The following is a 23,745-nucleotide window of genomic DNA, read 5'->3' as shown; positions in this document are numbered from 1 at the left end:
ACTGCCCTTTTATGGCGAATCATTTAATGAGGATTAAACGAGTTCGATGATGACCATTTCTGCGCCGTCACCACGACGTGGTCCCATTTTCATGATGCGTGTGTAACCACCTTGACGCTCAGCAAAACGTGGAGCCACATCAGCGAATAATTTTTGGATCGCGTCTTGTGCTTTGCCCTCTGCGTTTTGACCAGCAGCTTCACGGCGAACGAACGATGCAACTTGACGACGAGCGTGGAGATCACCGCGTTTACCTAAAGTGATGAGTTTCTCTACGACTGGACGAAGTTCCTTCGCTTTTTGTTCTGTAGTTTGGATACGCTCATTGATGATGAGATCAGTCGCAAGGTCACGCAAAAGTGCCTTACGTTGTGAGCTTGTACGGCCTAATTTCGAGTATGCCATGGATGGATTCCCTCCTTCGTGCAATTAATAGTATTAGTCTTCTTTGCGCAAGCCTAGTCCGAGTTCGTCGAGTTTCGCTTGAACTTCCTCGAGTGATTTACGTCCGAGGTTACGGACTTTCATCATCTCGTCTTCGCTCTTGTTCGCGAGTTCTTGAACCGTGTTGATACCAGCGCGTTTCAAACAGTTGTACGAACGAACTGAGAGATCGAGTTCTTCGATCGTCATTTCGAGTACTTTTTCTTTTTGATCTTCTTCCTTTTCGACCATGATTTCAGCATGGAGCGCTTCGTCCGTAAGACCAACAAAGATGTTTAAGTGTTCTGTCATGATTTTCGCACCGAGTGACACTGCTTCTTCAGGGCGGATTGAACCGTCCGTCCAAACATCAAGCGTCAACTTATCGAAGCTCGCATCTTGACCGACACGTGTTTTTTCAACTTGATAATTTACACGTTGAATTGGCGTGTAAATCGAGTCGATTGGGATTACACCGATTGGCATATCGTCCCGTTTGTTATCTTCAGCCTGAACATACCCACGACCACGGCGTGCTGTTAGACGCATATGAAGAGATGCACCTTCTGCAAGCGTTGCGATGTGAAGTTCTGGGTTGAGGATTTCGACGTCGCTGTCATGCGTAATGTTCGCAGCAGTGACAACACCAGCGCCTTGAATATCGATCTCAAGCGTTTTCTCTTCTTCCGAGTACACTTTGAGGGCGAGTTTCTTAAGGTTCAAGATGATTTGGGTAACGTCTTCTACAACGCCATCAATCGTCGAGAACTCATGAAGAACGCCATCGATTTGGACTGCAGTGACTGCAGCACCCGGAAGTGAAGACAATAGGATACGACGCAATGAGTTACCAAGCGTTGTACCGAATCCACGCTCAAGCGGCTCAACTACGAATTTACCAAACGTAGCGTTCTCGCTTAACTCGATCGTTTCAATCTTCGGTTTTTCGATTTCGATCATCTGAACCCCTCCTTGAATATCGTCATGTTGGCCATCGCGTTCAATCGCCAACCGCCTTGTGTACGTTTCTACTGCCTTGCTTGGTCAAACGATCAACAAAAGTCTACTCGAATCCCCGCTCTGCAGTACAAGACGGGTTACACGCGACGACGTTTTGGAGGGCGGCAACCGTTGTGTGGTACTGGAGTAACGTCACGGATTGCAGTGACTTCGAGACCGATTGCTTGAAGAGCACGGATAGCTGCTTCACGACCTGCACCAGGACCTTTAACGTTAACTTCTACAGTACGCATACCGTTATCCATTGCTGTTTTAGCAGCTGTTTCAGATGCCATTTGTGCAGCGAAAGGAGTCGATTTACGTGAGCCTTTGAAGCCCATGTTACCTGCAGTTGCCCAAGAGATTGCATTCCCTTGCATATCAGTGATCGTAACGATCGTGTTGTTGAATGTTGAACGGATATGCACGATACCAGATTCAATATTCTTTTTGACTTTACGTTTACTACGAACGTTCTGTTTGCGTTTTGCCATCTTAGTTTACCCTCCCTTACTTCTTCTTGTTCGCTACTGTACGGCGTGGGCCTTTACGAGTACGCGAGTTGTTTTTAGTGTTTTGACCACGAACTGGAAGACCACGACGGTGACGAACACCACGGTAGCAACCGATTTCGATCAAACGTTTGATGTTGAGTGAGATTTCACGACGAAGGTCACCCTCAACTTTGATTTTGTCTAAACCATCACGAAGTTGGTTCAATTGTTCCTCAGTCAAGTCGCGAGTACGAGTATCTTCAGAGATACCAGTTTCTTTCAAGACTTTTTGAGCAGTCGTTTTACCAACACCATAGATGTAAGTGAGTGAGATGACGATGCGTTTCTCACGTGGAATATCTACACCAGCAATACGTGCCATGTGTGCACCTCCTTGTTTAATTACCCTTGTTTTTGTTTATGCTTAGGGTTTTCGCAAATAACCATTACTTTGCCTTTACGGCGGATAACTTTACATTTTTCACAGATCGGTTTAACCGAAGGTCTTACTTTCATTGTGAATACCTCCTCCTGAAAAAATCGGAGTTTTTATTTGAAACGGTATGTGATCCGTCCGCGAGTCAAGTCGTATGGTGACAACTCAACCGTTACTTTATCTCCTGGCAAGATCCGAATGAAGTGCATCCGAATTTTTCCTGAGACGTGCGCGAGGACCGTGTGGCCGTTTTCTAACTCCACCTTAAACATCGCGTTTGGAAGCGGCTCGATAACCGTACCTTCCACTTCGATTACATCTTGTTTCGCCATCAATTATACCCCTTTCTCTATAAAGTTGATTGGGAGCCCAGACGATTTGTAGCGCTAGGGGCTTTCTACAAGAGCCATTGAGAGATCATCGGTCACAAACACGAGTGGATACTGGCTTATAGAAAGGTGACACCAATAACGCGCACAGCTCACTCTGCATCGACCGTTAAGATCTCGTAGCCGTCGTCTGTGATGGCGATGGTGTGCTCAAAGTGGGCGCACATGCTACCGTCCACCGTCACTACCGTCCAATTGTCGGATAGTGTGCGAACATAGCGTTTCCCGACGTTGACCATTGGCTCAATTGCCAGTGTCATGCCGGTTTTCAGGCGCGGCCCTTTCCCCGGTGGTCCATAATGTGGAATTTGCGGATCTTCATGCAAATTTTGTCCCACGCCGTGGCCCACATATTCGCGGACTACAGAAAAATTCGCTGCTTCAACATGTGACTGAATCGCATGCGAAATATCTGTCAGGTGCACGCCAGCTTTGGCGCGCTCCAATCCTTTATACAGAGATTCTTCAGTTACGTCAAGTAACCGCTTCGTCTCTTCAGAGATTGTACCTACCGGATATGTCCAGGCTGAATCTCCGTGATACCCATTGTACTCTGCTCCGATGTCAATCGAGATGATGTCACCGTCCTGAAGTACACGATCTCCCGGAATACCATGGACAAGCTCTTCGTTCACGGAAGCACAGATGCTACCCGTGAAACCATTATACCCTTTAAACGATGGTGTTGCCCCTTGACTTCGAATATAGCGTTCAGCGATCGCGTCGAGTTGCCCCGTCGTGATACCTGGGCGAATGTGAGCTTGAAGCTCCTTATGCGTCCGGGCGACGATTTGTCCTGCTTTACGCATGATGTCGATTTCACGCGGCGCTTTCGTGATGATCATTACTGATCACCAAGGAGTGCCTGAACATCGGAATATACATCGTTGATCGGACGATCACCGTCCAAATTACGAAGATACCCTTTTTCTGCGTAAAAGTCAATCAAAGGTTGCGCTTGAGCGACGTTGACTTCCAAGCGACGACGTACTGTCTCCTCTTGGTCATCTTCACGTTGTACAAGTGCTGATCCGTCGATATCACAGATCCCCTCCACTTTTGGTGGGTTATAGAGAACATGATACGTTGCTCCGCAAGTTGGGCAAATCCGGCGACCTGTCAAACGAGGGACAAGTTTCTCCGGGTCTACACCGATGTGGATGACGTGATCAATTTGTTTGCCCAGATCTTCAAGTAATGCTTCAAGAGCATCTGCTTGTTTCACTGTGCGTGGGAAACCGTCAAGGAGAAAACCATTTGCACAGTCTTCTTTGGCGAGACGCTCACGTACGATGCCGATTGTGACTTCGTCCGGAACGAGTTCCCCTTTATCCATGTATGATTTCGCTTCTTGTCCGAGTGGCGTTGAATCTTTGATCGCCGCGCGGAACATGTCGCCTGTCGAGATGTGGGGGATCGCATAGTCTTCGATGATTTTCGCAGCCTGCGTTCCTTTACCAGCACCCGGCAAACCCATCAATACTAGATTCATGTCGGTAGCCTCCACTTCTATAGCTCTATAGACACAACAGAAAGGAAAGGGATGGTCCCCTTCCTCCCGCCTTATCGGATAAAGCCTTTGTAGTGTCGTTTAACCAATTGGCTTTCAATCTGTTTCATCGTCTCTAGTCCTACACCGATGACGATCAACAAGCTCGTTCCACCAATCTGCACCGAGTTCGGTAAGCCAGCAAACTTAATGAAGAATGTCGGCGTCACCGCGATGACAGCGAGGAAGAGTGAACCGAAGAATGTCAGACGGTATAGAATCTTCGTGATGTACTGCTCCGTTTGCTTACCAGGACGAATACCAGGAATGTATCCGCCTTGTTTTTGAAGGTTCTCTGCCATTTGTTCCGGGTTAACCTGAACGAATGTGTAGAAGTACGAGAACGCGATGATCAGTGCCACATAGATCGACATACCGATTGGACTCGTATAGTCGAAAATGTCACGGATCTTCGTTGCCGTCTCCGGACTTGCAAAGAAACTCGCAATCGTTGGTGGCGTCACCATGAACGACACCGCGAAGATGACTGGAATAACACCGGCAGCGTTCAATTTGATCGGCAAGTGTGCCGATTGACCGCCAACTGGTGTCCGGTTCACCGTACGCTTAGCGTACTGAATCGGAATCTTACGTGCAGCTTGCTGAACATAGATGACTCCGACGATGACCGCGATGATGATTAAAAGCAAGAGTACGATATAAAGCACGTTTACAAACAAAGCATCCCCTGCATTTTGGAGCTTCGTTTCGTAAATCTGGCGGAATGCATTCGGGAAGCCCGCGACGATCCCAGCGAAGATGATCATTGATATCCCGTTACCAATGCCCTTCTCCGTGATGAGTTCACCGATGAACATCAAGAATGCTGTTCCCGCTGTCAATACGAGTGCAATCATAACGTATGTCCAGGTGCCGAACTGTTCGTCGACAAGACCTGGGTAGATACGGTTAAATCCAAGCGCGATTCCAAACGCTTGGACTAAGCCGAGTACGATCGTTCCATAGCGCGTTACCGTTGCTAACTTCTTACGGCCCGCCTCTCCTTGTTTTGCCCATTCGGCAAACTTTGGAACAACGTCCATCTGTAAGAGTTGGACAACGATCGAGGCCGTGATATACGGCATGATTCCCATCGCAAAGAGTGAGAAATTCTGCAAAGCATTCCCGCCGAACGAGTTCAAGAAACCAAGAATACCATTCTGGTCAATCTTGAACACTTCCGTGTTTACCATCGGCACCGGGATATGTGCTCCGATCCGGAACACGATAACCAATGCCAAGGTAAAGAGAATGCGCCGACGAATGTCAGCTACGCGCCACATATTGGAGATCGCTTGAAACATTAGATCACCTCAACCGTACCGCCGGCAGCTTCGATTGCTTGCTTCGCAGCGTCGGAGAACTTATGAGCTTTGACTGTTAGTTTCTTTTCGATCTTACCGTTAGAAAGAATTTTCACGCCGTCTTTCATGCCTTTGACTGCACGAGTCTCGACAAGAAGTTCTGGAGTGACTTCAGTTCCTTCTTCAAAACTGTTGAGTGTGTCAAGGTTAATGACCGCGAACTCTTTACGAGTTGGGTTGTTGAAGCCGCGTTTTGGTAAACGACGGTAAAGTGGGTTTTGTCCACCTTCGAAACCTGGACGAACACCACCGCCTGAACGAGCTTTTTGACCTTTGTGACCACGGCCAGAAGTCTTACCGTTACCAGAAGACATACCGCGACCTACACGGTTGCGTTCTGAACGTGAACCAGCAGCTGGTTTCAATTCATGGAGTTTCATAGTGGGGCACCTCCTCATAAAATTATATCGAACTATTACTCTTGAATTTCTTTTACTGTCACTAAGTGTGACACGTGGTTAATCATCCCACGCATAGCAGCGTTGTCAGGTACGACAACAGTCTGGTGCATCTTACGGAGACCAAGCGTACGAGTAGTAACGCGTTGGTTCTCCGGACGACCGATCATGCTGCGTGTGAGGGTAACTGCGAGTTTCGCCATCTGTTTTCCCTCCCTTTCTTAACCGCGAAGTTCTTCGACGGTTTTACCGCGGAGTTTCGCAACTTCTTCAGCACGTTTGAGTGATGTGAGACCTTCGACAGTCGCACGAACCATGTTGATTGGAGTGCTTGATCCAAGTGATTTTGAAAGAATGTCGTTGATTCCCGCTAATTCGAGAACCGCACGAACTGGACCACCAGCGATGACTCCAGTACCTTCAGAAGCAGGCTTCAAGAAGACGTGACCTGCACCGAACACACCGTTGACTTCGTGTGGAATTGTTGTGTTAACGATTGGAACGTTAACCATGTTTTTCTTAGCATCTTCGATTGCTTTACGGATCGCTTCAGGCACTTCCTGAGCTTTACCCGTACCGAAACCTACGTGACCATTCTTGTCACCAACGACGACGAGTGCAGCAAAACGGAAGCGACGGCCACCTTTTACTACTTTCGCGACGCGGTTTACGGTAACAACGCGTTCTTCGAGTTGATCCATGTTAATTTCTAACTGGCGCATGTAGAGGTTCCCTCCTTTTCTATTAGAATTTGAGACCAGCTTCACGAGCTGCTTCAGCTACAGCTTTGATACGTCCATGATAGAGATATCCTCCACGGTCGAAAACGACTGTTTCGATACCTTTTTCAAGAGCGCGCTCAGCTGCGAGCTTACCAACTGCTGCCGCAGCGTCAGTCGTGTTGCCTTTTTCAAGGTCGAGTGATGATGCAGATGCGAGTGTTGCATGTGTTGCATCGTCAATGACTTGTACGTAAATGTTCTTGTTCGAACGGAATACGTTCATACGTGGACGTGTTGCAGTCCCGATGATTGTACGACGGACACGACCATGACGTTTTTTACGCGTAGCGTTTTTATCTGCCTTTGAGATCATTTATGCCACTCCTTTCCGGTCAATTCGCATTTGCGAATTACTTACCTGTTTTACCTTCTTTACGACGAACGACTTCATCACTGTAACGAATACCTTTACCTTTGTACGGCTCAGGTTGACGGTACGAACGGATCAATGCAGCGACGTGACCAACACGTTCTTTGCTGATTCCGCGAACGATGAGTTGCGTATTCGTAGGAACTTCGACTTCGATGCCTTGTTCCGGAGTGTACTCGATTGGGTGTGAGTAACCGAGGTTGAGTACGATTTTGTTACCTTGCTTTTGTGCACGGTAACCAACACCTTGGATATCGAGTGTCTTAGCGAAACCGTTGCTTACACCTTCGACCATGTTCGCGATAAGCGCACGAGTCGTTCCGTGGATCGTACGGCTTGCTTTCTCGTCGTTCGGACGAGTGACAGTCAATTCATTACCTTCTACGTTGATCGCCATAGCTGGGCTGAACTCGCGTGAGAGTTCCCCTTTAGGACCTTTTACCGTAACCGTGTTGTTTTCAACTGTTACTGTAACGCCTGCTGGGATGACGACTGGCTTTTTACCAATACGTGACATTTAAGACACCTCCGTTCTTTTTATGCGTGTATTACCAGATGTATGCGATCACTTCGCCGCCGACTTTTTGTTGGCGAGCTTCTTTATCAGTCATTACACCTTTAGATGTTGAAACGATAGCGATTCCGAGACCACCGAGTACTTTCGGGATTTCATCAGCTTTCGCGTAAACGCGAAGACCTGGTTTCGAGATACGTTTGAGTCCAGTGATGACGCGCTCGTTGCTTGCGCCGTATTTAAGGAATACGCGGAGCGTACCTTGTTTGCTGTCCTCGAGATATTCAACATCGCGGATGAAACCTTCACGTTTGAGGATTTCAGCGACTTCACGTTTGATTGTAGAAGCTGGCATTTCCAACTTCTCATGGCGAACCATGTTTGCATTACGAATGCGTGTAAGCATATCTGCAATCGGATCTGTCATAACCATGCGATGTACCTCCTTTCACAACTTTAATGAATTACCAGCTTGCTTTTTTAACACCAGGGATTTGACCTTTATGAGCAAGATCACGGAACTTAATACGGCTGATACCGAATTTACCAATGTAACCGTGTGGACGGCCAGTGATACTACAACGGTTGTGTAAACGAACCGCTGAAGAGTTACGTGGGAGTTTGCTCAAGCCGATGTAGTCGCCTTGTGCTTTCAATTCTGCGCGTTTTTCAGCGTAGCGCTCAACGAGTGCTTGACGTTTTACTTCACGTGCGATCATTGATTTCTTAGCCATGTTGTCGACCTCCCTTATTTTTGGAATGGCATGCCGAGTGCAGTGAGAAGCTCACGTGACTCTTCATCCGTGTTAGCAGTAGTTACGATAACGATGTCCATACCACGGACTTTCGATACGCGATCGTAGTCGATCTCTGGGAAGATCAATTGTTCCTTCACGCCTAGCGTGTAGTTACCACGGCCATCGAAAGATTTTTTCGATACGCCACGGAAGTCACGTACACGTGGAAGTGACACGTTGATCAACTTGTCGAGGAATTCGTACATGCGCTCGCCACGAAGTGTAACCTTCGCACCGATTGGCATACCTTCACGAAGTTTGAAACCAGCGATTGATTTCTTAGCTTTCGTGATGAGTGGCTTCTGACCAGTGAGGAGCTGAAGCTCTTCAACTGCCATGTCAAGTGCCTTAGAGTTCGTAACAGCGTCACCAACACCCATGTTGATTACGATTTTATCGACTTTCGGCGCTTGCATTACAGAACTGTAATTGAATTTCTCCATCATTACTTTGACGATTTCGTCTTGGTATTTAGCTTTTAAACGGTTCATCAGAAAGTGGACCTCCTTTCTTTAAATCTTCTTATTTATCTAAAGCTTCGCCCGATTTTTTAGCGATACGTACTTTCTTGCCGTCAACCACAGTGAAACCAACGCGTGTTGGGTTACCTGTCTTAGGGTCGATGAGCATAACGTTCGATACGTGAATCGGTGCTTCTTTCTCGACAATTCCGCCTTGCGGGTTGAGTTGAGAAGGTTTTGAGTGTTTTTTGATCATGTTAACGCCTTCGACGATTACGCGATCTTTTTTAGGCATAGCTGTAAGGACAACGCCTTGTTTGCCTTTGTCTTTACCAGTCATAACCTGAACTTTATCACCTTTTTTGACATGCATCGTTAGAGCACCTCCTTGTAGGAATTCTTTGGAATTAAAGTACTTCCGGTGCCAACGAGACGATCTTCATGAAGTCTTTTTCACGAAGTTCGCGTGCGACTGGTCCGAAGATACGTGTGCCACGTGGGCTTTTGTCATCTTTGATGATGACTGCTGCGTTTTCGTCAAAACGGATGTACGAACCGTCTTTACGACGAACGCCACGTTTAGTACGAACGACTACTGCGCGTACAACTTCACCTTTTTTGACAACGCCACCTGGTGTTGCTTGTTTTACTGTACAAACAATAACGTCACCGATGTTAGCAGTTTTACGACCAGAACCACCGAGGACTTTGATCGTCAAGACTTCACGAGCTCCTGAGTTGTCTGCTACTTTTAAGCGAGATTCTTGTTGAATCATACGATTGTACCTCCCTCCGGATGTTTATTCACCCGAACTAATTAGAGTTTAGATGATTACTGCTTCTTCAATGACTTCTACGAGACGGAAACGTTTGTCCTTAGATAATGGACGTGTTTCTTGAATGCGTACAACATCACCGATTTTAGCTGTGTTGTTTTCATCATGCGCTTTGTACTTTTTAGAGTAGTTTACGCGTTTGCCGTAAAGCTTGTGCTTTACTTTTGTTTCAACTGTAACTACGATCGTTTTGTCCATTTTGTCAGAAACGACGCGTCCAGTTAACACTTTGCGGTTGTTAGTGCGTTCCATTGAGTGTTCCTCCTCTCAGAATCCGAGTGAATTATGCGTTGTTGATGCCGAGTTCGCGTTCACGAAGAACGGTTTTCGCGCGTGCAATCGACTTGCGCACTTCACGGATACGAGCAGGGTTCTCAAGCTGACCAGTCGCGAGTTGGAAACGAAGGTTGAACAACTCTTCTTTCCACGAACCGACTTTACCGTTAAGCTCTTCAGTTGTTTGCTGACGGAGATCAGTTGCTTTCATTCGTATCACCACCATTTTCTTCACGTTTTACGAACTTACATTTTACTGGAAGTTTGTGTGATGCAAGACGGAGAGCTTCGCGTGCGATCTCTTCCGATACTCCTGCGATTTCGAACATTACTTTACCCGGTTTGACGACTGCTACCCAGCCCTCCGGAGCACCTTTACCTGAACCCATTCGGACTTCAAGAGGTTTTTTAGTGTATGGCTTGTGTGGGAAGATCTTGATCCACACTTTACCACCACGTTTCATATAACGAGTCATCGCGATACGCGCTGATTCGATTTGACGGCTAGTGATCCAGCTAGCTTCTTGAGCTTGGATACCGAACTCGCCGAAGTGTACTGTAGTACCACGTTTCGCTTTACCACGCATGTTGCCGCGGTGAACACGACGATATTTTACACGTTTTGGTAACAACATGTTGTGTTGCCTCCTTCCCTAGACGGATGTGGATTATTCTTCGTTTGCTGCTGCTTTTTTCGTAGGAAGCACTTCACCGTGGTGGAGCCATACTTTTACGCCAATTTTGCCGTAAGTTGTATCAGCTTCTGCAGTACCGTAATCGATGTCTGCACGGAGTGTATGAAGTGGAACTGTTCCTTCCGAATACTTCTCAGAACGAGCGATATCAGCGCCACCAAGACGACCAGAAACTTCAGTCTTGATTCCTTTGATACCAGAACGCATTGAGCGTTGGATTGATTGCTTCATAGCACGACGGAACGATACGCGACCTTCAAGTTGGCGAGCGATGTTCTCAGCGACGAGCTTAGCAACTGCATCCGGGTTTTTCACTTCAACGACGTTAACGTGAACGCGTTTGCCTTTTGCAAGGTTAGTGATGTCTTTACGAAGTGTTTCGATTTCAGAACCGCCTTTACCGATAACCATACCAGGCTTAGCAGTGTGAAGTGAGATGTTCAAGCGGTTAGCTGCGCGCTCGATTTCTACTTTAGAGACACTAGCGTCTTTAAGACGTTTTTCGATATATTCACGAACTACGTAGTCTTCATGAAGGAGATCAGCATAGTCTTTATCTGCGAACCAACGTGATTCCCAGTCTTTGATGATACCTACGCGAAGACCAGTTGGGTTAATCTTCTGACCCACGGTAATCCCTCCTTATTTTTCAGATACCACGATGTGAACGTGGCTCGTACGTTTGTTGATGCGGCTTGCGCGACCCATTGCACGTGGGCGGAAACGTTTGAGCGTTGGACCTTCGTTTACGTAAGCCTCAGTGACTACGAGGTTTTCGATGTTCATGTCGAAGTTGTGCTCAGCGTTCGCGATTGCCGATTTCAATACTTTCTCAACGATTGGCGTTGCTGCCTTGTTCGTGTAAGCAAGAATCGAAAGTGCTTCGCCGATTTGCTTCCCGCGGATTAAGTCTACTACGAGACGTGCCTTACGAGGAGCAATGCGAACCATATTAGCCGATGCTTTTGATTGCATAATGAGTACCTCCCCTCAGATTAACGTTTCGTTTTCTTATCGTTTCCAGCATGTCCTTTGTAAGAACGTGTTGGAGCGAATTCACCAAGTTTGTGACCGACCATATCTTCTGTCACGTAAACCGGTACGTGTTTACGACCATCGTAGACAGCGATCGTGTGACCGATGAACTCTGGGAAGATTGTCGAGCGGCGTGACCAAGTTTTGATGACATGTTTGTCACCAGCTTCGTTGGCTTTATCAACCTTAGCGAGCAGATGGTGATCTGCGAATGGACCTTTTTTCAAGCTGCGACCCATAGTTGTACCTCCCTTTGGCATGATTCAGGAACGGTTCCTACGAACCGTCCAGAAATCATGTAATTATTTTTTAGAACGACGGACGATATATTTATCGCTCGCTTTGTTTTTCTTACGAGTTTTGTATCCGAGTGCCGGTTTACCCCAAGGAGTAAGTGGGCCCGAACGACCGATTGGAGCACGTCCTTCACCACCACCGTGTGGGTGATCGACTGGGTTCATGACAGAACCACGAACTGTAGGACGTTTTCCGAGCCAGCGTGAACGACCAGCTTTACCGATATTGACGAGCTCGTGCTCTTCATTACCGACAGCGCCGACTGTTGCACGGCAAGTAGCAAGGATCATACGAGTTTCGCCTGATTGAAGACGAACGATCGCGTATTTACCATCTTTACCGAGAAGCTGAGCAGAAGTACCAGCTGCGCGAACGAGCTGACCACCTTTACCTGGCTTAAGTTCGATGTTGTGGATCAACGTACCGACTGGGATGTTTGAAAGTGGAAGAGCATTACCGACTTTAATGTCAGCTTCTGGTCCAGCCATGACTTGCATGTCTACTTTCAAGCCTTTCGGTGCGAGGATGTAGCGTTTTTCACCATCGATGTAGTGGATCAATGCGATGTTAGCAGAGCGGTTTGGATCGTACTCAATTGTAGCGACACGACCAGCGATGCCATCCTTGTTCCGTTTGAAGTCGATGATACGATATTTACGTTTGTGTCCGCCACCTTGGTGACGTACTGTCAAGCGACCTTGGTTGTTACGTCCGCCCTTTTTCGAAAGCTTTTCAGTTAACGATTTTTCAGGACGTGAAGCCGTAATCTCAGCAAAGTCAAGTGCAGTCATATTACGACGACCGTTAGTGGTCGGTTTAAACTTTTTAATTCCCATCGAGAGTTCCCTCCTTTTCTACAGAGTTCCGATTAACCGAGGTAATCGAGTTCTTTGCTATCTGCAGTAAGCGTGACGACCGCTTTTTTGCGGCGTGCTGTGTAACCAGCGTGACGACCTACGCGTTTTGCTTTTGGTTTTGAGATCAATGTGTTGACTTTGTCAACTTTCACTCCGAAGATCGCTTCAACTGCATCTTTGATTTGAGTCTTAGATGCCTTCACGTCTACTTCGAATGTGTACTTTTTCTCAGCCATTTGGTTTACTGAACGTTCAGTAATGACAGGACGTTTGATAATGTCGTGTGTGTGTGCCATTATGCAAGCACCTCCTCTACTCTCGCAACAGCGTCCTTCGTAATGATGACTTTGTCATGAGCGACAAGATCAAGGACGTTTACACCTGCAGCGTCAACGACTGTGACACCTGGGATGTTGCGTGTTGAAAGAACGACTGACTCGTTGTAATCAGCAGTAACGACGAGAACTTTACGTTCGATTGAAAGAGCAGCGAATACTGCGATCATGTCCTTAGTTTTAGGAGCATCGATTGTCAATCCTTCAAGAACGATGAACTCGTTGTTAGCGACTTTCGAAGAAAGTGCTGAACGAAGTGCGAGACGACGAACCTTTTTAGGAAGTTTGTAAGCGTACGAACGTGGTGTTGGACCGAAGACTGTTCCACCGCCAACCCATTGTGGCGAACGGATCGAACCTTGGCGTGCACGACCAGTACCTTTTTGTTTCCATGGTTTACGGCCGCCACCGCGAACTTCCGAGCGACCTTTTGTATCATGTGTACCTTGGCGACGTGAAGCTTGTTGCATGACGATTGCATCGTATACGACTGCTTCATTTGGCTCGATTCCGAAAACGGCATCTGCGAGCTCGATGTCTCCAACTTGTGTACCTGTTTGGTTAAGCAAAGCTACTTTAGGCATTCGTTATTCCTCCTTTCCTTGCAAACGGATTAGTTGCCTTTAACCGCAGTTTTGATGACAACTTGGCTCTTACGTGCGCCTGGGATAGCACCCTTGACGAGGAGTAAGCCGCGTTCTGCATCAACTTTTACGATTTCAAGGTTTTGAACAGTGATTTGCTCTCCACCCATGCGTCCAGGGAGCAATTTCCCTTTGAATACACGGTTAGGAGCAACAGGACCCATTGAACCTGGGCGACGGTGGTAACGCGAACCGTGAGCCATTGGACCACGTGATTGGTTGTGACGCTTGATTGCACCAGCGAAACCTTTACCTTTCGACGTACCTGTTACATCAACCATTTCGCCTGCAGCGAAAGTATCTGCTTTAATCTCTTGACCGATTTCGAAATCTGCTACTGATGTACGGATTTCTTTAATGAAGCGCTTAGGTGTCGCGTTTGCTTTCGCAGCGTGACCTTTTTGCGGTTTGTTTTGACGACCTTCTTTGATATCACCAAAGCCGAGTTGGACTGCTTCGTAACCGTCAACTTCCGTTGTTTTCAATTGAAGAACAACGTTACCTTCGACTGAAACGACAGTAACAGGGACGACTTCGCCTGACTCGTTGAAGATTTGTGTCATACCGAGTTTAGTTCCTAAGATTCCTTTAGCCATGAGATACACCTCCTAATATTGAATGATTTTGATCTTCTGGCTAGTATCAACTATCTATAGAAGAAAAATTAAAGTTTGATTTCGATGTCAACGCCCGATGGAAGTTCGAGACGCATAAGCGCATCAACAGTTTTCGGTGTTGGGTTAACGATGTCGATCAAACGTTTGTGTGTACGCATTTCGAACTGCTCACGAGCATCTTTGTACTTGTGAACGGCACGAAGTACTGTGTAGACCGCTTTCTCCGTTGGGAGTGGGATCGGACCAGATACAGTAGCACCTGAACGTTTTGCTGTGTCGACAATCTTCTCAGCCGATTGATCAAGCACGCGGTGATCGTATGCTTTCAAACGGATCCGAATTTTTTCATTTGCCATGTTATTTCCCTCCTTTTCGCCTATTTCGTAAATAGACATTCTCCGCGGAAATTTCCACACTAGCCATGGCAATGCCGCCTGGTGTGTCATAACCTCCCGCTTCATCGCGTTGTGTTTGTGACCAACATATTCTATCATACTGAATCACCAGCAAGAATGCAAGCACTAATAAAATAGAATATGTATTCAAGTCTCTCACCACTCGCACAAACACTTTCCTCAGTATATAAGATGTCAGACCATGTTGCAAGACTGTTTTCAAAGAAATGAAAAAAGGTCTTCCGCCACGGGAGACGGAAGACCTTTGTCTTAAAAATTACTCAACGATTTCTGTAACTGATCCAGCGCCTACTGTACGGCCACCTTCACGGATTGAGAAACGAGTTTCTTTTTCAAGAGCGATTGGTGCGATGAGTTCAACAGTCATTTCGATGTTGTCCCCAGGCATAACCATTTCAGTACCTTCTGGAAGTTGAACCATACCAGTTACGTCAGTTGTACGGAAGTAGAACTGCGGGCGGTAGTTCGCGAAGAATGGCGTGTGACGGCCACCCTCTTCTTTAGAAAGAACGTAAACTTGCGCTTTGAACTTTTTGTGTGGTGTGATTGTGTTTGGTTTCGCGAGAACTTGTCCACGCTCGATGTCGTCACGTGATACACCACGGAGAAGAGCACCGATGTTGTCGCCAGCTTCAGCATAGTCAAGAAGCTTACGGAACATCTCTACACCAGTACATACTGATTTTTTAGTTTCTTCGTGAAGACCAACGATTTCGATCTCGTCGTTGACTTTAAGAACTCCACGCTCAACGCGGCCAGTAGCAACTGTACCACGACCAGTGATTGAGAAGACATCCTCAACTGGCATCATGAAGTCTTTTTCAGTGTCACGAGTTGGTTCTGGGATGTACTCATCGACAGCTGCCATGAGTTCCATGATTTTTTCTTCCCATTTAGCTTCGCCGTTAAGCGCGCCAAGAGCAGAACCTTGGATAACTGGGAGGTCATCACCTGGGAAGTCGTACTCAGAAAGAAGCTCACGGATTTCCATTTCGACGAGCTCAAGAAGCTCTTCGTCGTCAACCATGTCAACTTTGTTCATGAATACTACGATGAAAGGAACACCTACTTGACGTGAAAGCAAGATGTGCTCACGTGTTTGTGGCATTGGACCATCTGTTGCAGAAACAACGAGGATCGCGCCGTCCATTTGTGCAGCACCAGTGATCATGTTTTTAACATAGTCAGCGTGACCTGGGCAGTCAACGTGTGCATAGTGGCGTTTTTCTGTTTCGTACTCGATGTGAGCTGTTGCGATTGTGATACCGCGCTCGCGCTCTTCTGGAGCACCATCGATTTGGTCAAACTTAGTTGCAGCTTTACCTTGTGCTTTTGCAAGTACAGCTGAGATAGCTGCTGTTAAAGTTGTTTTACCGTGGTCGACGTGGCCGATTGTACCAACGTTAACGTGCGGTTTAGAACGGTCGAATTTTTCCTTACCCATTCTGAATTCCTCCTCTATGTGTCTAATAATTTTTTATAACTAGGAAGGTGAGTCGTAAGATAACGTACACCTTCCTTAGCTTACACTAATCATAAAAGCGTGACAACCTGTGAAGGATTAGCCGTTCGCTTTTTTGATGATTTCTTCCGCAACTGATTTCGGTACTTCTTCGTAGTGGTCGAAGTGCATCGAGTACGTTCCGCGACCTTGTGTGCGTGAACGAAGACCAGTAGCGTATCCGAACATTTCAGAAAGTGGAATCATTGAACGGACAACTTGAGCGTTACCGCGTGCTTCCATACCTTCTACGCGACCACGGCGTGATGTAACATCACCCATGATGTCTCCCATGTATTCGTCTGGGATGACGATTTCAACTTTCATCATTGGCTCAAGGATAACAGCGCCGCTCTTATCTTTAAGTTGTTTGACTGCCATTGAAGCCGCAACTTTAAATGCCATCTCGTTTGAGTCGACATCGTGGTACGATCCGAAGACGAGTGAAGCTTTTACGTCAACGACCGGGTAACCAGCAAGGATACCGTTTTGAAGTGCTTCTTCGATTCCGTGCTCAACCGCTGGGATGTATTCACGTGGAACAACACCACCGACGATTTTGTTGTTGAACTCGAAGCCAGCGCCTTCTTCGTTCGGCTCGAATTCTACGACGACGTGACCATACTGACCACGACCACCAGATTGACGAGCGAACTTCGAATCGATCTTCGCCGCTTGGCGGATCGTTTCACGGTAAGCTACTTGTGGAGCACCAACGTTTGCTTCGACTTTGAACTCGCGACGCATACGGTCAACGATGATGTCGAGGTGAAGCTCACCCATACCTGAGATGATCGTTTGACCAGTCTCTGGGTTTGTTTCAGTGCGGAACGTTGGATCCTCTTCAGCAAGCTTAGCGAGGGCTTGACCCATTTTATCTTGGTCAGCTTTCGTTTTTGGTTCGATAGCGACCGAGATAACTGGTTCTGGGAATGTCATTGATTCGAGAACGACGTTGTCTTTCTCTGCACAAAGCGTATCTCCAGTAGTTGTATCTTTCAAACCTACAGCTGCAGCGATGTCACCCGCGTATACCATCGGGATCTCTTCACGGCTGTTTGCGTGCATTTGAAGGATACGTCCAAGACGCTCACGTTTGCCTTTTGTTGAGTTTTTAACGTACGATCCTGCCGAAGCTGTACCAGAGTACACACGGAAGAATGTCAATTTACCGACGTAAGGGTCAGTCATGACTTTGAACGCGAGTGCAGAGAATGGTGCTTCGTCCGAAGACTCACGCACGATTTCTTCATCCGTATCCATGTCGATACCTGAGATCGCTTTTACGTCGACTGGTGATGGGAGGTAATCGAGAACTGCGTCAAGCATAAGCTGAACACCTTTGTTCTTGAATGCCGAACCTACGAGTACAGGATAGAAGTCAACTGTCAGAGTTGCTTTACGGATAGCCGCTTTCAACTCGTCGATTGTGATTTCTTCACCCTCGAGGTATTTCATCATCAATTCTTCTTCGTAATCCGCAACTGCTTCGATCAATGATCCACGGAGTTCTTCAGCTTGATCAGCGAGATCAGCTGGGAAACCGTCAGTCACTTCGATGTCAGTCCCGAGATCGTTACCGTACATGTATGTTTTCTGTTCGACGAGGTCGATGATTCCTTTGAATTCATCTTCCGCACCGATTGGAATTTGGATCGCGTGTGCGTTCGCTTGAAGGCGTTCGCGAAGCGTTCCAACCGAGTACAAGAAGTCTGCACCGATTTTATCCATTTTGTTAACGAAAACGATACGTGGTACGCCGTAAGTTGTAGCTTGGCGCCATACTGTCTCAGTTTGTGGCTCAACACCAGACTGAGCGTCAAGTACTGCTACCGCACCATCAAGTACGCGAAGTGAACGTTCAACCTCAACTGTGAAGTCTACGTGTCCAGGTGTATCGATGATGTTTACGCGGTTACCTTTCCATTGAGCAGTTGTTGCTGCCGATGTAATCGTGATCCCACGCTCTTGCTCTTGCTCCATCCAGTCCATTTGTGAAGCACCTTCGTGCGTTTCACCAATCTTGTGGATACGACCCGTGTAATACAGGATACGCTCAGTCGTTGTTGTTTTACCAGCATCGATGTGAGCCATGATCCCGATGTTACGAGTGTTCTTAAGGGAGAATTCTCTTGCCATCTTTAAACATTCTCCTTTCGCATTTTAGTTTAGTGGTCGTGTGTTACCACACGTCATGACTATACCCGAAAGCCACCCCATAATTCCATTAAAAATGGCATGCATGAGGTGGTGATTTTCGGAATTACCAGCGGTAGTGAGCAAACGCTTTGTTCGCTTCCGCCATTTTGTGCATATCTTCGCGCTTCTTAACAGAAGCACCAGTGTTGTTTGCAGCGTCCATGATTTCGTTAGCAAGGCGCGCATCCATAGTTTTTTCGTTACGGAGACGTGAGTAGTTCACGAGGTAACGAAGTGCAAGTGTCGTACGACGCTCTGGGCGAACTTCGACAGGAACTTGATAGTTAGCTCCACCTACACGGCGTGCTTTAACTTCAAGAACTGGCATGATGTTGTTCATCGCTTCTTCAAAGACTTCCATTGCATCGCGACCTGAACGTTCAGCGATAGTTTCGAAAGCTTTGTATAAGATTTGTTGAGCAGTACCTTTTTTACCATCTAACATAAGACGGTTGATAAGGCGGGTAACGAGTTTAGAGTTGTAGATCGGATCAGCCATTACATCACGACGTTCTGCTTGACCTTTACGTGGCATTCCGAGTCCCTCCTTTCATATAGTGAGGTGATATCTTAAGATATCTAGATTATTTTTTAACTTTAGGACGTTTAGTACCGTATTTCGAACGACCTTGCATACGGCCGTCAACACCAGCTGTATCAAGCGCACCACGAACGATGTGGTAACGTACCCCTGGTAAGTCTTTTACGCGGCCGCCGCGGATAAGAACAACACTGTGCTCTTGAAGGTTGTGGCCGATACCTGGGATGTAAGCTGTTACTTCCATTGTGTTCGTCAAACGTACACGTGCGTATTTACGAAGAGCCGAGTTCGGTTTCTTCGGAGTCATTGTACCTACACGAGTACAAACACCACGTTTTTGTGGTGAGCTGATGTCAGTACGAGCTTTAATGAAGCTGTTGTACCCTTTGTTCAGCGCTGGCGAATCTGATTTCACAACTTTTGATTGACGTCCTTTACGGACTAATTGGTTGATAGTAGGCATCTTTGAGATCCTCCCTTCCTGAATTCATGACAAATTTCAAAACCACCGAGCCGGGTGGTTCATCGAAAGTCATAATGAAACGTTTTGCGTGGCTCAGGCATTCCATCGCCACACAAAACGCATTATCAAACTTTCTTAATGGCAACAGCGGTTGCTGCGACATCGATTCCACAAGCTTTTCCAAGCTCTTGCTTAGAAGGAACATTCACGACTGGAACGTTAGCTTGTTTCGCCGCATCGAGCAATGCTTGTTTTACGTGTTCATCTGCGTCATCCGCAATGATCACTTCCGACGCCTTGCCAGATCGCAATGCTTTGAGCGTTTGCTTTTGACCGACAAACTTCAAATCTGCGCCGACTACTTTTTTGTAAGACATGAAGATATCCTCCAAAATAACACAGCCGGTTGGCAACACTATATCATAGTAGCACCGCCATACCGGCGTGTCAAGGCGTTTTATTCTACCGGAGAATCGGCTTCTACAGGTGCTTCGCCAGCTACTTCGAGATCGATCTGACGGTAACGTGCCATCCCAGTACCAGCTGGAACCAACTTACCGATGATGACGTTCTCTTTCAAGCCGCGAAGGTAGTCGCTCTTCCCTTTAATCGCTGCATCCGTAAGGACACGAGTCGTTTCTTGGAACGACGCAGCCGATAGGAATGAATCTGTTTCAAGTGACGCTTTCGTGATACCGAGAAGAACTGGTTTCGCCGAAGCGAGAGCTTTCCCGTTACGGAGCGCTTCTTTACAAGCTTCCTTGAACGTGCTGATATCGACGAGCGAACCTGGTAAGAGTGAAGTCTCACCAGACTCGATGACACGTACGCGACGGATCATTTGGCGAACCATGACCTCGACGTGCTTGTCACCGATCTCAACCCCTTGCATCCGGTATACTTTTTGAACTTCTTGGAGCAAGTAGTTCTGAACGCCGGATACACCTTTAACGTTCAAGAGTTCTTTCGGATCGATCGAACCTTCCGTGAAGACTTGACCGGCTTTGACCTCGTCCCCGAGCTGAACACGTAGACGCGAACCGAATGGGATCGTGTATGTGCGTGTTTCGCTGAGTCCTTGGACCGTCAATTCACGTTTGTCACGCGATTCCGTGAAGTCGATGACTTGACCATCGATTTCCGAAATGACCGCTTGACCTTTCGGGTTACGCGCTTCGAACAACTCTTGGATACGCGGAAGACCTTGTGTGATATCATCCCCGGCAACCCCACCTGTGTGGAAGGTACGCATTGTAAGCTGCGTTCCTGGCTCACCGATTGATTGTGCCGCAATGATACCGACAGCTTCGCCGACTTCGACGTCGTTGCCTGTTGCCAAGTTACGTCCGTAACATTTCTTACAGACACCATGGCTTGTGTTACATGTGAAGGCAGTACGGATCTCAACGTTATCGACACCAGCGTCAGTGATGACACGAGCGATGTCTTCATCGATGAGTTCGTTCGTTGAAACGAGGACTTCTCCTGTTTCTGGGTGAACGACGTTTTCGAATGCCGTACGGCCGACGAGGCGGTCGTAGAGGCTTTCGATCTCTTCCGTTCCTTCACGGAGTGCTGTGACGCGGATACCACGATCCGTTCCACAATCATCTTCACGGATGATGACGTCTTGAGCAACGTCAACGAGACGACGAGTCAGGTAACCTGAGTCAGCCGTTTTCAAGGCTGTATCGGCAAGACCTTTACGTGCACCGTGTGTCGAGATGAAGTATTCCTGTACCGTTAGACCCTCACGGAACGATGATTTGATCGGGAGCTCGATGATCCGTCCACTTGGAGCGGCCATGAGTCCACGCATACCAGCGAGCTGCGTGAAGTTCGACGCGTTACCACGGGCACCGGAGTCACTCATCATGAAGATCGGGTTAAGACGGTTGAGGGATTTCATCAGACGAGACTGAATTTCATCCTTCGCATCATTCCACGATTTAACGACACGCTCATAGCGCTCGTCTTCTGTGATGAGACCACGACGGTACGATTTCATGACGCGGTCGACATTGTCCTGCGCTTCAACAAGAATCTCTTGTTTGTCCGGAAGAACGATGATGTCCGCGATCCCTACCGTGATACCGGCACGAGTTGAGTGTTTGAATCCGAGGTTTTTCATGCGGTCGAGCATGCGGCTTGTTTCTGTCGTCTCAAACCGTTTGAAGACTTCCGCGATGACATTTCCAAGGAATCCTTTTTTGAACGGGTCGATGATCGGACGGTTCTTCAGTTCTGCCGCGACATCTGTTCCTTTTTCAAGGAAGTACTTGTCTGGCGTCGCTTCTTGAAGGTTCGTCATCGTTGGTTCGTTCAAGTAAGGGAACGTCGTTGGGAGGATCTCGTTGAAGATCAACTTACCGACTGTTGTAATCAATAATTTCTCGTTTTGCTCTTCCGTGAATGTCGGGTTCTTGAGAACGCCGGCTGGAATCGCAACACGTGTATGGAAGTGCGCATAACCGTTTTGGTAAGCGATGAGCGCTTCGTTCACTGTCGAGAAGATTTTACCTTCGCCGATTGCGTTTTCGCGCTCGAGCGTGAGGTAGTAGTTACCGAGGACCATATCCTGCGATGGTGTAACAACAGGTTTACCGTCTTTCGGGTTCAAGATGTTTTGTGCAGCGAGCATGAGAAGACGTGCTTCTGCTTGTGCTTCTGCCGAAAGTGGTACGTGAACCGCCATTTGGTCACCATCGAAATCGGCGTTGTAAGCCGTACATACGAGTGGGTGAAGGCGAATTGCGCGTCCTTCGACGAGCGTTGGTTCGAACGCCTGGATACCGAGACGGTGAAGTGTCGGTGCACGGTTCAAGAGAACCGGATGCTCACGAATGACTTCTTCGAGGACATCCCAGATTTCAGGTTGAACGCGCTCGATTTTCCGTTTCGCACTCTTGATGTTCGGTGCGATGCCACGAGAGACGAGTTCTTTCATGACGAACGGTTTGAAGAGCTCAAGGGCCATTTCTTTTGGAAGACCACATTGATACATCTTCAAATTTGGACCAACGACGATAACCGAACGACCAGAGTAGTCGACACGTTTACCGAGCAAGTTTTGACGGAAACGTCCTTGTTTCCCTTTCAACATGTGTGAAAGTGATTTAAGTGGACGGTTACCTGGTCCAGTGACTGGACGACCGCGACGACCGTTATCGATCAAGGCATCGACTGCTTCTTGAAGCATCCGTTTTTCATTCTGAACGATGATGTTCGGAGCGCCAAGGTCAAGAAGACGCTTGAGACGGTTGTTACGGTTGATGACGCGGCGGTACAAGTCGTTCAAGTCAGACGTTGCGAAACGTCCGCCATCGAGTTGAACCATCGGACGAAGTTCCGGTGGGATGACTGGAAGTACTTCAAGCACCATCCATTCTGGATTGTTGCCTGAGTTACGGAACGCATCGAGGACTTCAAGGCGTTTGATCGCACGAGTACGACGTTGTCCTTGAATCATACGAAGCTCTTCACGTAATGCAGCGACTTCTTTATCGAGTTCCACGTCACGGAGCAATTTACGAACTGCTTCCGCACCCATTTCAGCAGTGAATGAACGACCGAACTTCTCACGATAGGCACGGTATTCTTTCTCTGAAAGGAGTTGTTTCTTCTCAAGTGTCGATTCGCCTGGATCTGTGACGACGTACGACGCGAAGTAGATGATCTCTTCTAACGCACGCGGTGACATGTCGAGGACGAGTCCCATACGGCTAGGAATTCCTTTGAAGTACCAGATGTGCGAAACCGGTGCTGCGAGCTCGATGTGACCCATGCGCTCACGACGGACTTTCGACTTCGTGACTTCAACGCCACAGCGGTCACAAATGATTCCTTTATAGCGGATCCGTTTGTATTTACCACAGTAACATTCCCAGTCTTTCGTTGGACCAAAGATACGTTCACAGAACAAACCGTCTTTCTCCGGTTTGAGTGTACGATAGTTGATCGTCTCCGGCTTTTTCACTTCCCCGAAAGACCATGAACGGATCTTTTCGGGGGAAGCGAGGCCGATTTGCATATATTCAAATCTATTAACATCTACCAA

At 47.5% G+C, this 23,745-nt stretch carries 36 protein-coding genes; all 36 read right to left on the bottom strand.

The window, feature by feature from the left end; all coding sequences use genetic code 11:
• Positions 1 to 33: 33 nt before the first annotated feature.
• Positions 34 to 405 (bottom strand): 50S ribosomal protein L17, encoded by a 372-nt coding sequence (gene rplQ / locus ACZGCQ_RS16255; RefSeq protein WP_023466649.1) that lies wholly within the window; start codon positions 403 to 405, stop codon positions 34 to 36.
• 33 nt (positions 406 to 438) lie between these two features.
• Positions 439 to 1,383, bottom strand: coding sequence for a DNA-directed RNA polymerase subunit alpha (locus tag ACZGCQ_RS16250; RefSeq protein WP_023466648.1), 945 nt, complete (start codon positions 1,381 to 1,383; stop codon positions 439 to 441).
• A gap of 137 nt (positions 1,384 to 1,520) precedes the next feature.
• Positions 1,521 to 1,916 (bottom strand): 30S ribosomal protein S11, encoded by a 396-nt coding sequence (gene rpsK, locus ACZGCQ_RS16245; protein WP_023466647.1) that lies wholly within the window; start codon positions 1,914 to 1,916, stop codon positions 1,521 to 1,523.
• 16 nt (positions 1,917 to 1,932) lie between these two features.
• Entirely contained in the window at positions 1,933 to 2,298 is a 366-nt protein-coding gene (rpsM, locus tag ACZGCQ_RS16240) for a 30S ribosomal protein S13 (RefSeq protein ID WP_023466646.1), read from the bottom strand.
• Positions 2,299 to 2,318: 20 nt separating this feature from the next.
• Positions 2,319 to 2,432 carry a 50S ribosomal protein L36 gene (gene rpmJ / locus ACZGCQ_RS16235; RefSeq protein ID WP_003156543.1) on the bottom strand — a complete coding sequence of 38 codons (114 nt, stop codon included), beginning with the start codon at positions 2,430 to 2,432 and terminating at the stop codon, positions 2,319 to 2,321.
• Between the two features lie 33 nt (positions 2,433 to 2,465).
• A complete protein-coding gene (gene infA, locus ACZGCQ_RS16230; RefSeq protein WP_012369032.1) occupies positions 2,466 to 2,684 on the bottom strand; it encodes a translation initiation factor IF-1 in 219 nt (72 codons plus the stop codon).
• A gap of 149 nt (positions 2,685 to 2,833) precedes the next feature.
• A complete protein-coding gene (gene map / locus ACZGCQ_RS16225; protein WP_023466644.1) occupies positions 2,834 to 3,586 on the bottom strand; it encodes a type I methionyl aminopeptidase in 753 nt (250 codons plus the stop codon).
• Positions 3,586 to 4,233, bottom strand: a complete 648-nt coding sequence (locus tag ACZGCQ_RS16220) for an adenylate kinase (protein WP_023466643.1) — start codon at positions 4,231 to 4,233, stop codon at positions 3,586 to 3,588. The genes map and ACZGCQ_RS16220 overlap by 1 nt, the downstream gene beginning before the upstream one ends.
• A gap of 71 nt (positions 4,234 to 4,304) precedes the next feature.
• A complete protein-coding gene (gene secY, locus ACZGCQ_RS16215) occupies positions 4,305 to 5,594 on the bottom strand; it encodes a preprotein translocase subunit SecY (RefSeq protein WP_023466642.1) in 1,290 nt (429 codons plus the stop codon).
• Complete coding sequence (gene rplO / locus ACZGCQ_RS16210; RefSeq protein ID WP_481266838.1) at positions 5,594 to 6,034, bottom strand: 50S ribosomal protein L15; 441 nt, start codon at positions 6,032 to 6,034, stop codon at positions 5,594 to 5,596. The genes secY and rplO overlap by 1 nt, the downstream gene beginning before the upstream one ends.
• 35 nt (positions 6,035 to 6,069) lie before the next feature.
• Entirely contained in the window at positions 6,070 to 6,255 is a 186-nt protein-coding gene (rpmD, locus tag ACZGCQ_RS16205; protein WP_023466640.1) for a 50S ribosomal protein L30, read from the bottom strand.
• An 18-nt stretch (positions 6,256 to 6,273) separates the two neighbouring features.
• Positions 6,274 to 6,774, bottom strand: a complete 501-nt coding sequence (gene rpsE, locus ACZGCQ_RS16200) for a 30S ribosomal protein S5 (protein ID WP_023466639.1) — start codon at positions 6,772 to 6,774, stop codon at positions 6,274 to 6,276.
• A 22-nt stretch (positions 6,775 to 6,796) separates the two neighbouring features.
• A complete protein-coding gene (gene rplR, locus ACZGCQ_RS16195; protein WP_023466638.1) occupies positions 6,797 to 7,147 on the bottom strand; it encodes a 50S ribosomal protein L18 in 351 nt (116 codons plus the stop codon).
• Positions 7,148 to 7,184: 37 nt separating this feature from the next.
• Complete coding sequence (gene rplF / locus ACZGCQ_RS16190) at positions 7,185 to 7,721, bottom strand: 50S ribosomal protein L6 (RefSeq protein ID WP_023466637.1); 537 nt, start codon at positions 7,719 to 7,721, stop codon at positions 7,185 to 7,187.
• 31 nt (positions 7,722 to 7,752) lie between these two features.
• Positions 7,753 to 8,151 (bottom strand): 30S ribosomal protein S8, encoded by a 399-nt coding sequence (gene rpsH / locus ACZGCQ_RS16185; protein WP_012369023.1) that lies wholly within the window; start codon positions 8,149 to 8,151, stop codon positions 7,753 to 7,755.
• A gap of 31 nt (positions 8,152 to 8,182) precedes the next feature.
• Positions 8,183 to 8,452 carry a 30S ribosomal protein S14 gene (gene rpsN / locus ACZGCQ_RS16180; RefSeq protein WP_023466636.1) on the bottom strand — a complete coding sequence of 90 codons (270 nt, stop codon included), beginning with the start codon at positions 8,450 to 8,452 and terminating at the stop codon, positions 8,183 to 8,185.
• A gap of 14 nt (positions 8,453 to 8,466) precedes the next feature.
• Complete coding sequence (rplE, locus tag ACZGCQ_RS16175) at positions 8,467 to 9,006, bottom strand: 50S ribosomal protein L5 (protein ID WP_023466635.1); 540 nt, start codon at positions 9,004 to 9,006, stop codon at positions 8,467 to 8,469.
• 31 nt (positions 9,007 to 9,037) lie between these two features.
• A complete protein-coding gene (rplX, locus tag ACZGCQ_RS16170) occupies positions 9,038 to 9,349 on the bottom strand; it encodes a 50S ribosomal protein L24 (RefSeq protein ID WP_012369020.1) in 312 nt (103 codons plus the stop codon).
• 34 nt (positions 9,350 to 9,383) lie between these two features.
• The gene (gene rplN, locus ACZGCQ_RS16165; RefSeq protein ID WP_012369019.1) at positions 9,384 to 9,752 is read right to left on the bottom strand and encodes a 50S ribosomal protein L14; all 369 of its coding nucleotides are present in this window, start codon (positions 9,750 to 9,752) and stop codon (positions 9,384 to 9,386) included.
• A gap of 48 nt (positions 9,753 to 9,800) precedes the next feature.
• Entirely contained in the window at positions 9,801 to 10,064 is a 264-nt protein-coding gene (rpsQ, locus tag ACZGCQ_RS16160) for a 30S ribosomal protein S17 (RefSeq protein WP_023466634.1), read from the bottom strand.
• Between the two features lie 31 nt (positions 10,065 to 10,095).
• Entirely contained in the window at positions 10,096 to 10,299 is a 204-nt protein-coding gene (gene rpmC, locus ACZGCQ_RS16155) for a 50S ribosomal protein L29 (protein ID WP_012369017.1), read from the bottom strand.
• Positions 10,286 to 10,723: a 50S ribosomal protein L16 gene (gene rplP, locus ACZGCQ_RS16150; RefSeq protein ID WP_012369016.1), complete on the bottom strand. Its 438-nt coding sequence runs from the start codon at positions 10,721 to 10,723 to the stop codon at positions 10,286 to 10,288. The genes rpmC and rplP overlap by 14 nt, the downstream gene beginning before the upstream one ends.
• 33 nt (positions 10,724 to 10,756) lie before the next feature.
• On the bottom strand, positions 10,757 to 11,413 hold the full coding sequence (gene rpsC / locus ACZGCQ_RS16145) for a 30S ribosomal protein S3 (RefSeq protein ID WP_023466633.1): 657 nt from the start codon (positions 11,411 to 11,413) through the stop codon (positions 10,757 to 10,759).
• A gap of 12 nt (positions 11,414 to 11,425) precedes the next feature.
• Positions 11,426 to 11,758 carry a 50S ribosomal protein L22 gene (gene rplV / locus ACZGCQ_RS16140; RefSeq protein ID WP_012369014.1) on the bottom strand — a complete coding sequence of 111 codons (333 nt, stop codon included), beginning with the start codon at positions 11,756 to 11,758 and terminating at the stop codon, positions 11,426 to 11,428.
• Between the two features lie 20 nt (positions 11,759 to 11,778).
• A complete protein-coding gene (rpsS, locus tag ACZGCQ_RS16135) occupies positions 11,779 to 12,057 on the bottom strand; it encodes a 30S ribosomal protein S19 (protein WP_012369013.1) in 279 nt (92 codons plus the stop codon).
• A gap of 63 nt (positions 12,058 to 12,120) precedes the next feature.
• Positions 12,121 to 12,951, bottom strand: coding sequence for a 50S ribosomal protein L2 (gene rplB / locus ACZGCQ_RS16130; protein ID WP_023466632.1), 831 nt, complete (start codon positions 12,949 to 12,951; stop codon positions 12,121 to 12,123).
• Positions 12,952 to 12,983: 32 nt separating this feature from the next.
• Positions 12,984 to 13,268, bottom strand: a complete 285-nt coding sequence (rplW, locus tag ACZGCQ_RS16125) for a 50S ribosomal protein L23 (RefSeq protein ID WP_023466631.1) — start codon at positions 13,266 to 13,268, stop codon at positions 12,984 to 12,986.
• Positions 13,268 to 13,891, bottom strand: coding sequence for a 50S ribosomal protein L4 (rplD, locus tag ACZGCQ_RS16120; RefSeq protein ID WP_023466630.1), 624 nt, complete (start codon positions 13,889 to 13,891; stop codon positions 13,268 to 13,270). Before rplD ends, rplW begins: the two co-directional genes overlap by 1 nt.
• Positions 13,892 to 13,920: 29 nt before the next feature.
• The gene (gene rplC, locus ACZGCQ_RS16115) at positions 13,921 to 14,547 is read right to left on the bottom strand and encodes a 50S ribosomal protein L3 (RefSeq protein WP_023466629.1); all 627 of its coding nucleotides are present in this window, start codon (positions 14,545 to 14,547) and stop codon (positions 13,921 to 13,923) included.
• A 68-nt stretch (positions 14,548 to 14,615) separates the two neighbouring features.
• Positions 14,616 to 14,924: a 30S ribosomal protein S10 gene (rpsJ, locus tag ACZGCQ_RS16110; protein WP_029343090.1), complete on the bottom strand. Its 309-nt coding sequence runs from the start codon at positions 14,922 to 14,924 to the stop codon at positions 14,616 to 14,618.
• Between the two features lie 316 nt (positions 14,925 to 15,240).
• Positions 15,241 to 16,428 (bottom strand): elongation factor Tu, encoded by a 1,188-nt coding sequence (gene tuf, locus ACZGCQ_RS16105; protein ID WP_023466627.1) that lies wholly within the window; start codon positions 16,426 to 16,428, stop codon positions 15,241 to 15,243.
• A 117-nt stretch (positions 16,429 to 16,545) separates the two neighbouring features.
• Positions 16,546 to 18,624: an elongation factor G gene (gene fusA, locus ACZGCQ_RS16100; protein WP_481266837.1), complete on the bottom strand. Its 2,079-nt coding sequence runs from the start codon at positions 18,622 to 18,624 to the stop codon at positions 16,546 to 16,548.
• Positions 18,625 to 18,748: 124 nt separating this feature from the next.
• The gene (rpsG, locus tag ACZGCQ_RS16095) at positions 18,749 to 19,219 is read right to left on the bottom strand and encodes a 30S ribosomal protein S7 (protein WP_023466623.1); all 471 of its coding nucleotides are present in this window, start codon (positions 19,217 to 19,219) and stop codon (positions 18,749 to 18,751) included.
• 49 nt (positions 19,220 to 19,268) lie between these two features.
• Positions 19,269 to 19,688: a 30S ribosomal protein S12 gene (gene rpsL / locus ACZGCQ_RS16090; RefSeq protein ID WP_023466621.1), complete on the bottom strand. Its 420-nt coding sequence runs from the start codon at positions 19,686 to 19,688 to the stop codon at positions 19,269 to 19,271.
• 125 nt (positions 19,689 to 19,813) lie between these two features.
• Positions 19,814 to 20,065, bottom strand: coding sequence for a ribosomal L7Ae/L30e/S12e/Gadd45 family protein (locus tag ACZGCQ_RS16085; RefSeq protein WP_023466620.1), 252 nt, complete (start codon positions 20,063 to 20,065; stop codon positions 19,814 to 19,816).
• 80 nt (positions 20,066 to 20,145) lie between these two features.
• Positions 20,146 to 23,745 (bottom strand): DNA-directed RNA polymerase subunit beta', encoded by a 3,600-nt coding sequence (rpoC, locus tag ACZGCQ_RS16080; protein ID WP_047390588.1) that lies wholly within the window; start codon positions 23,743 to 23,745, stop codon positions 20,146 to 20,148.

This window comes from Exiguobacterium sp. HSB13 (assembly GCF_056764755.1).
This window is presented reverse-complemented; position numbering and strand designations above follow the sequence as displayed.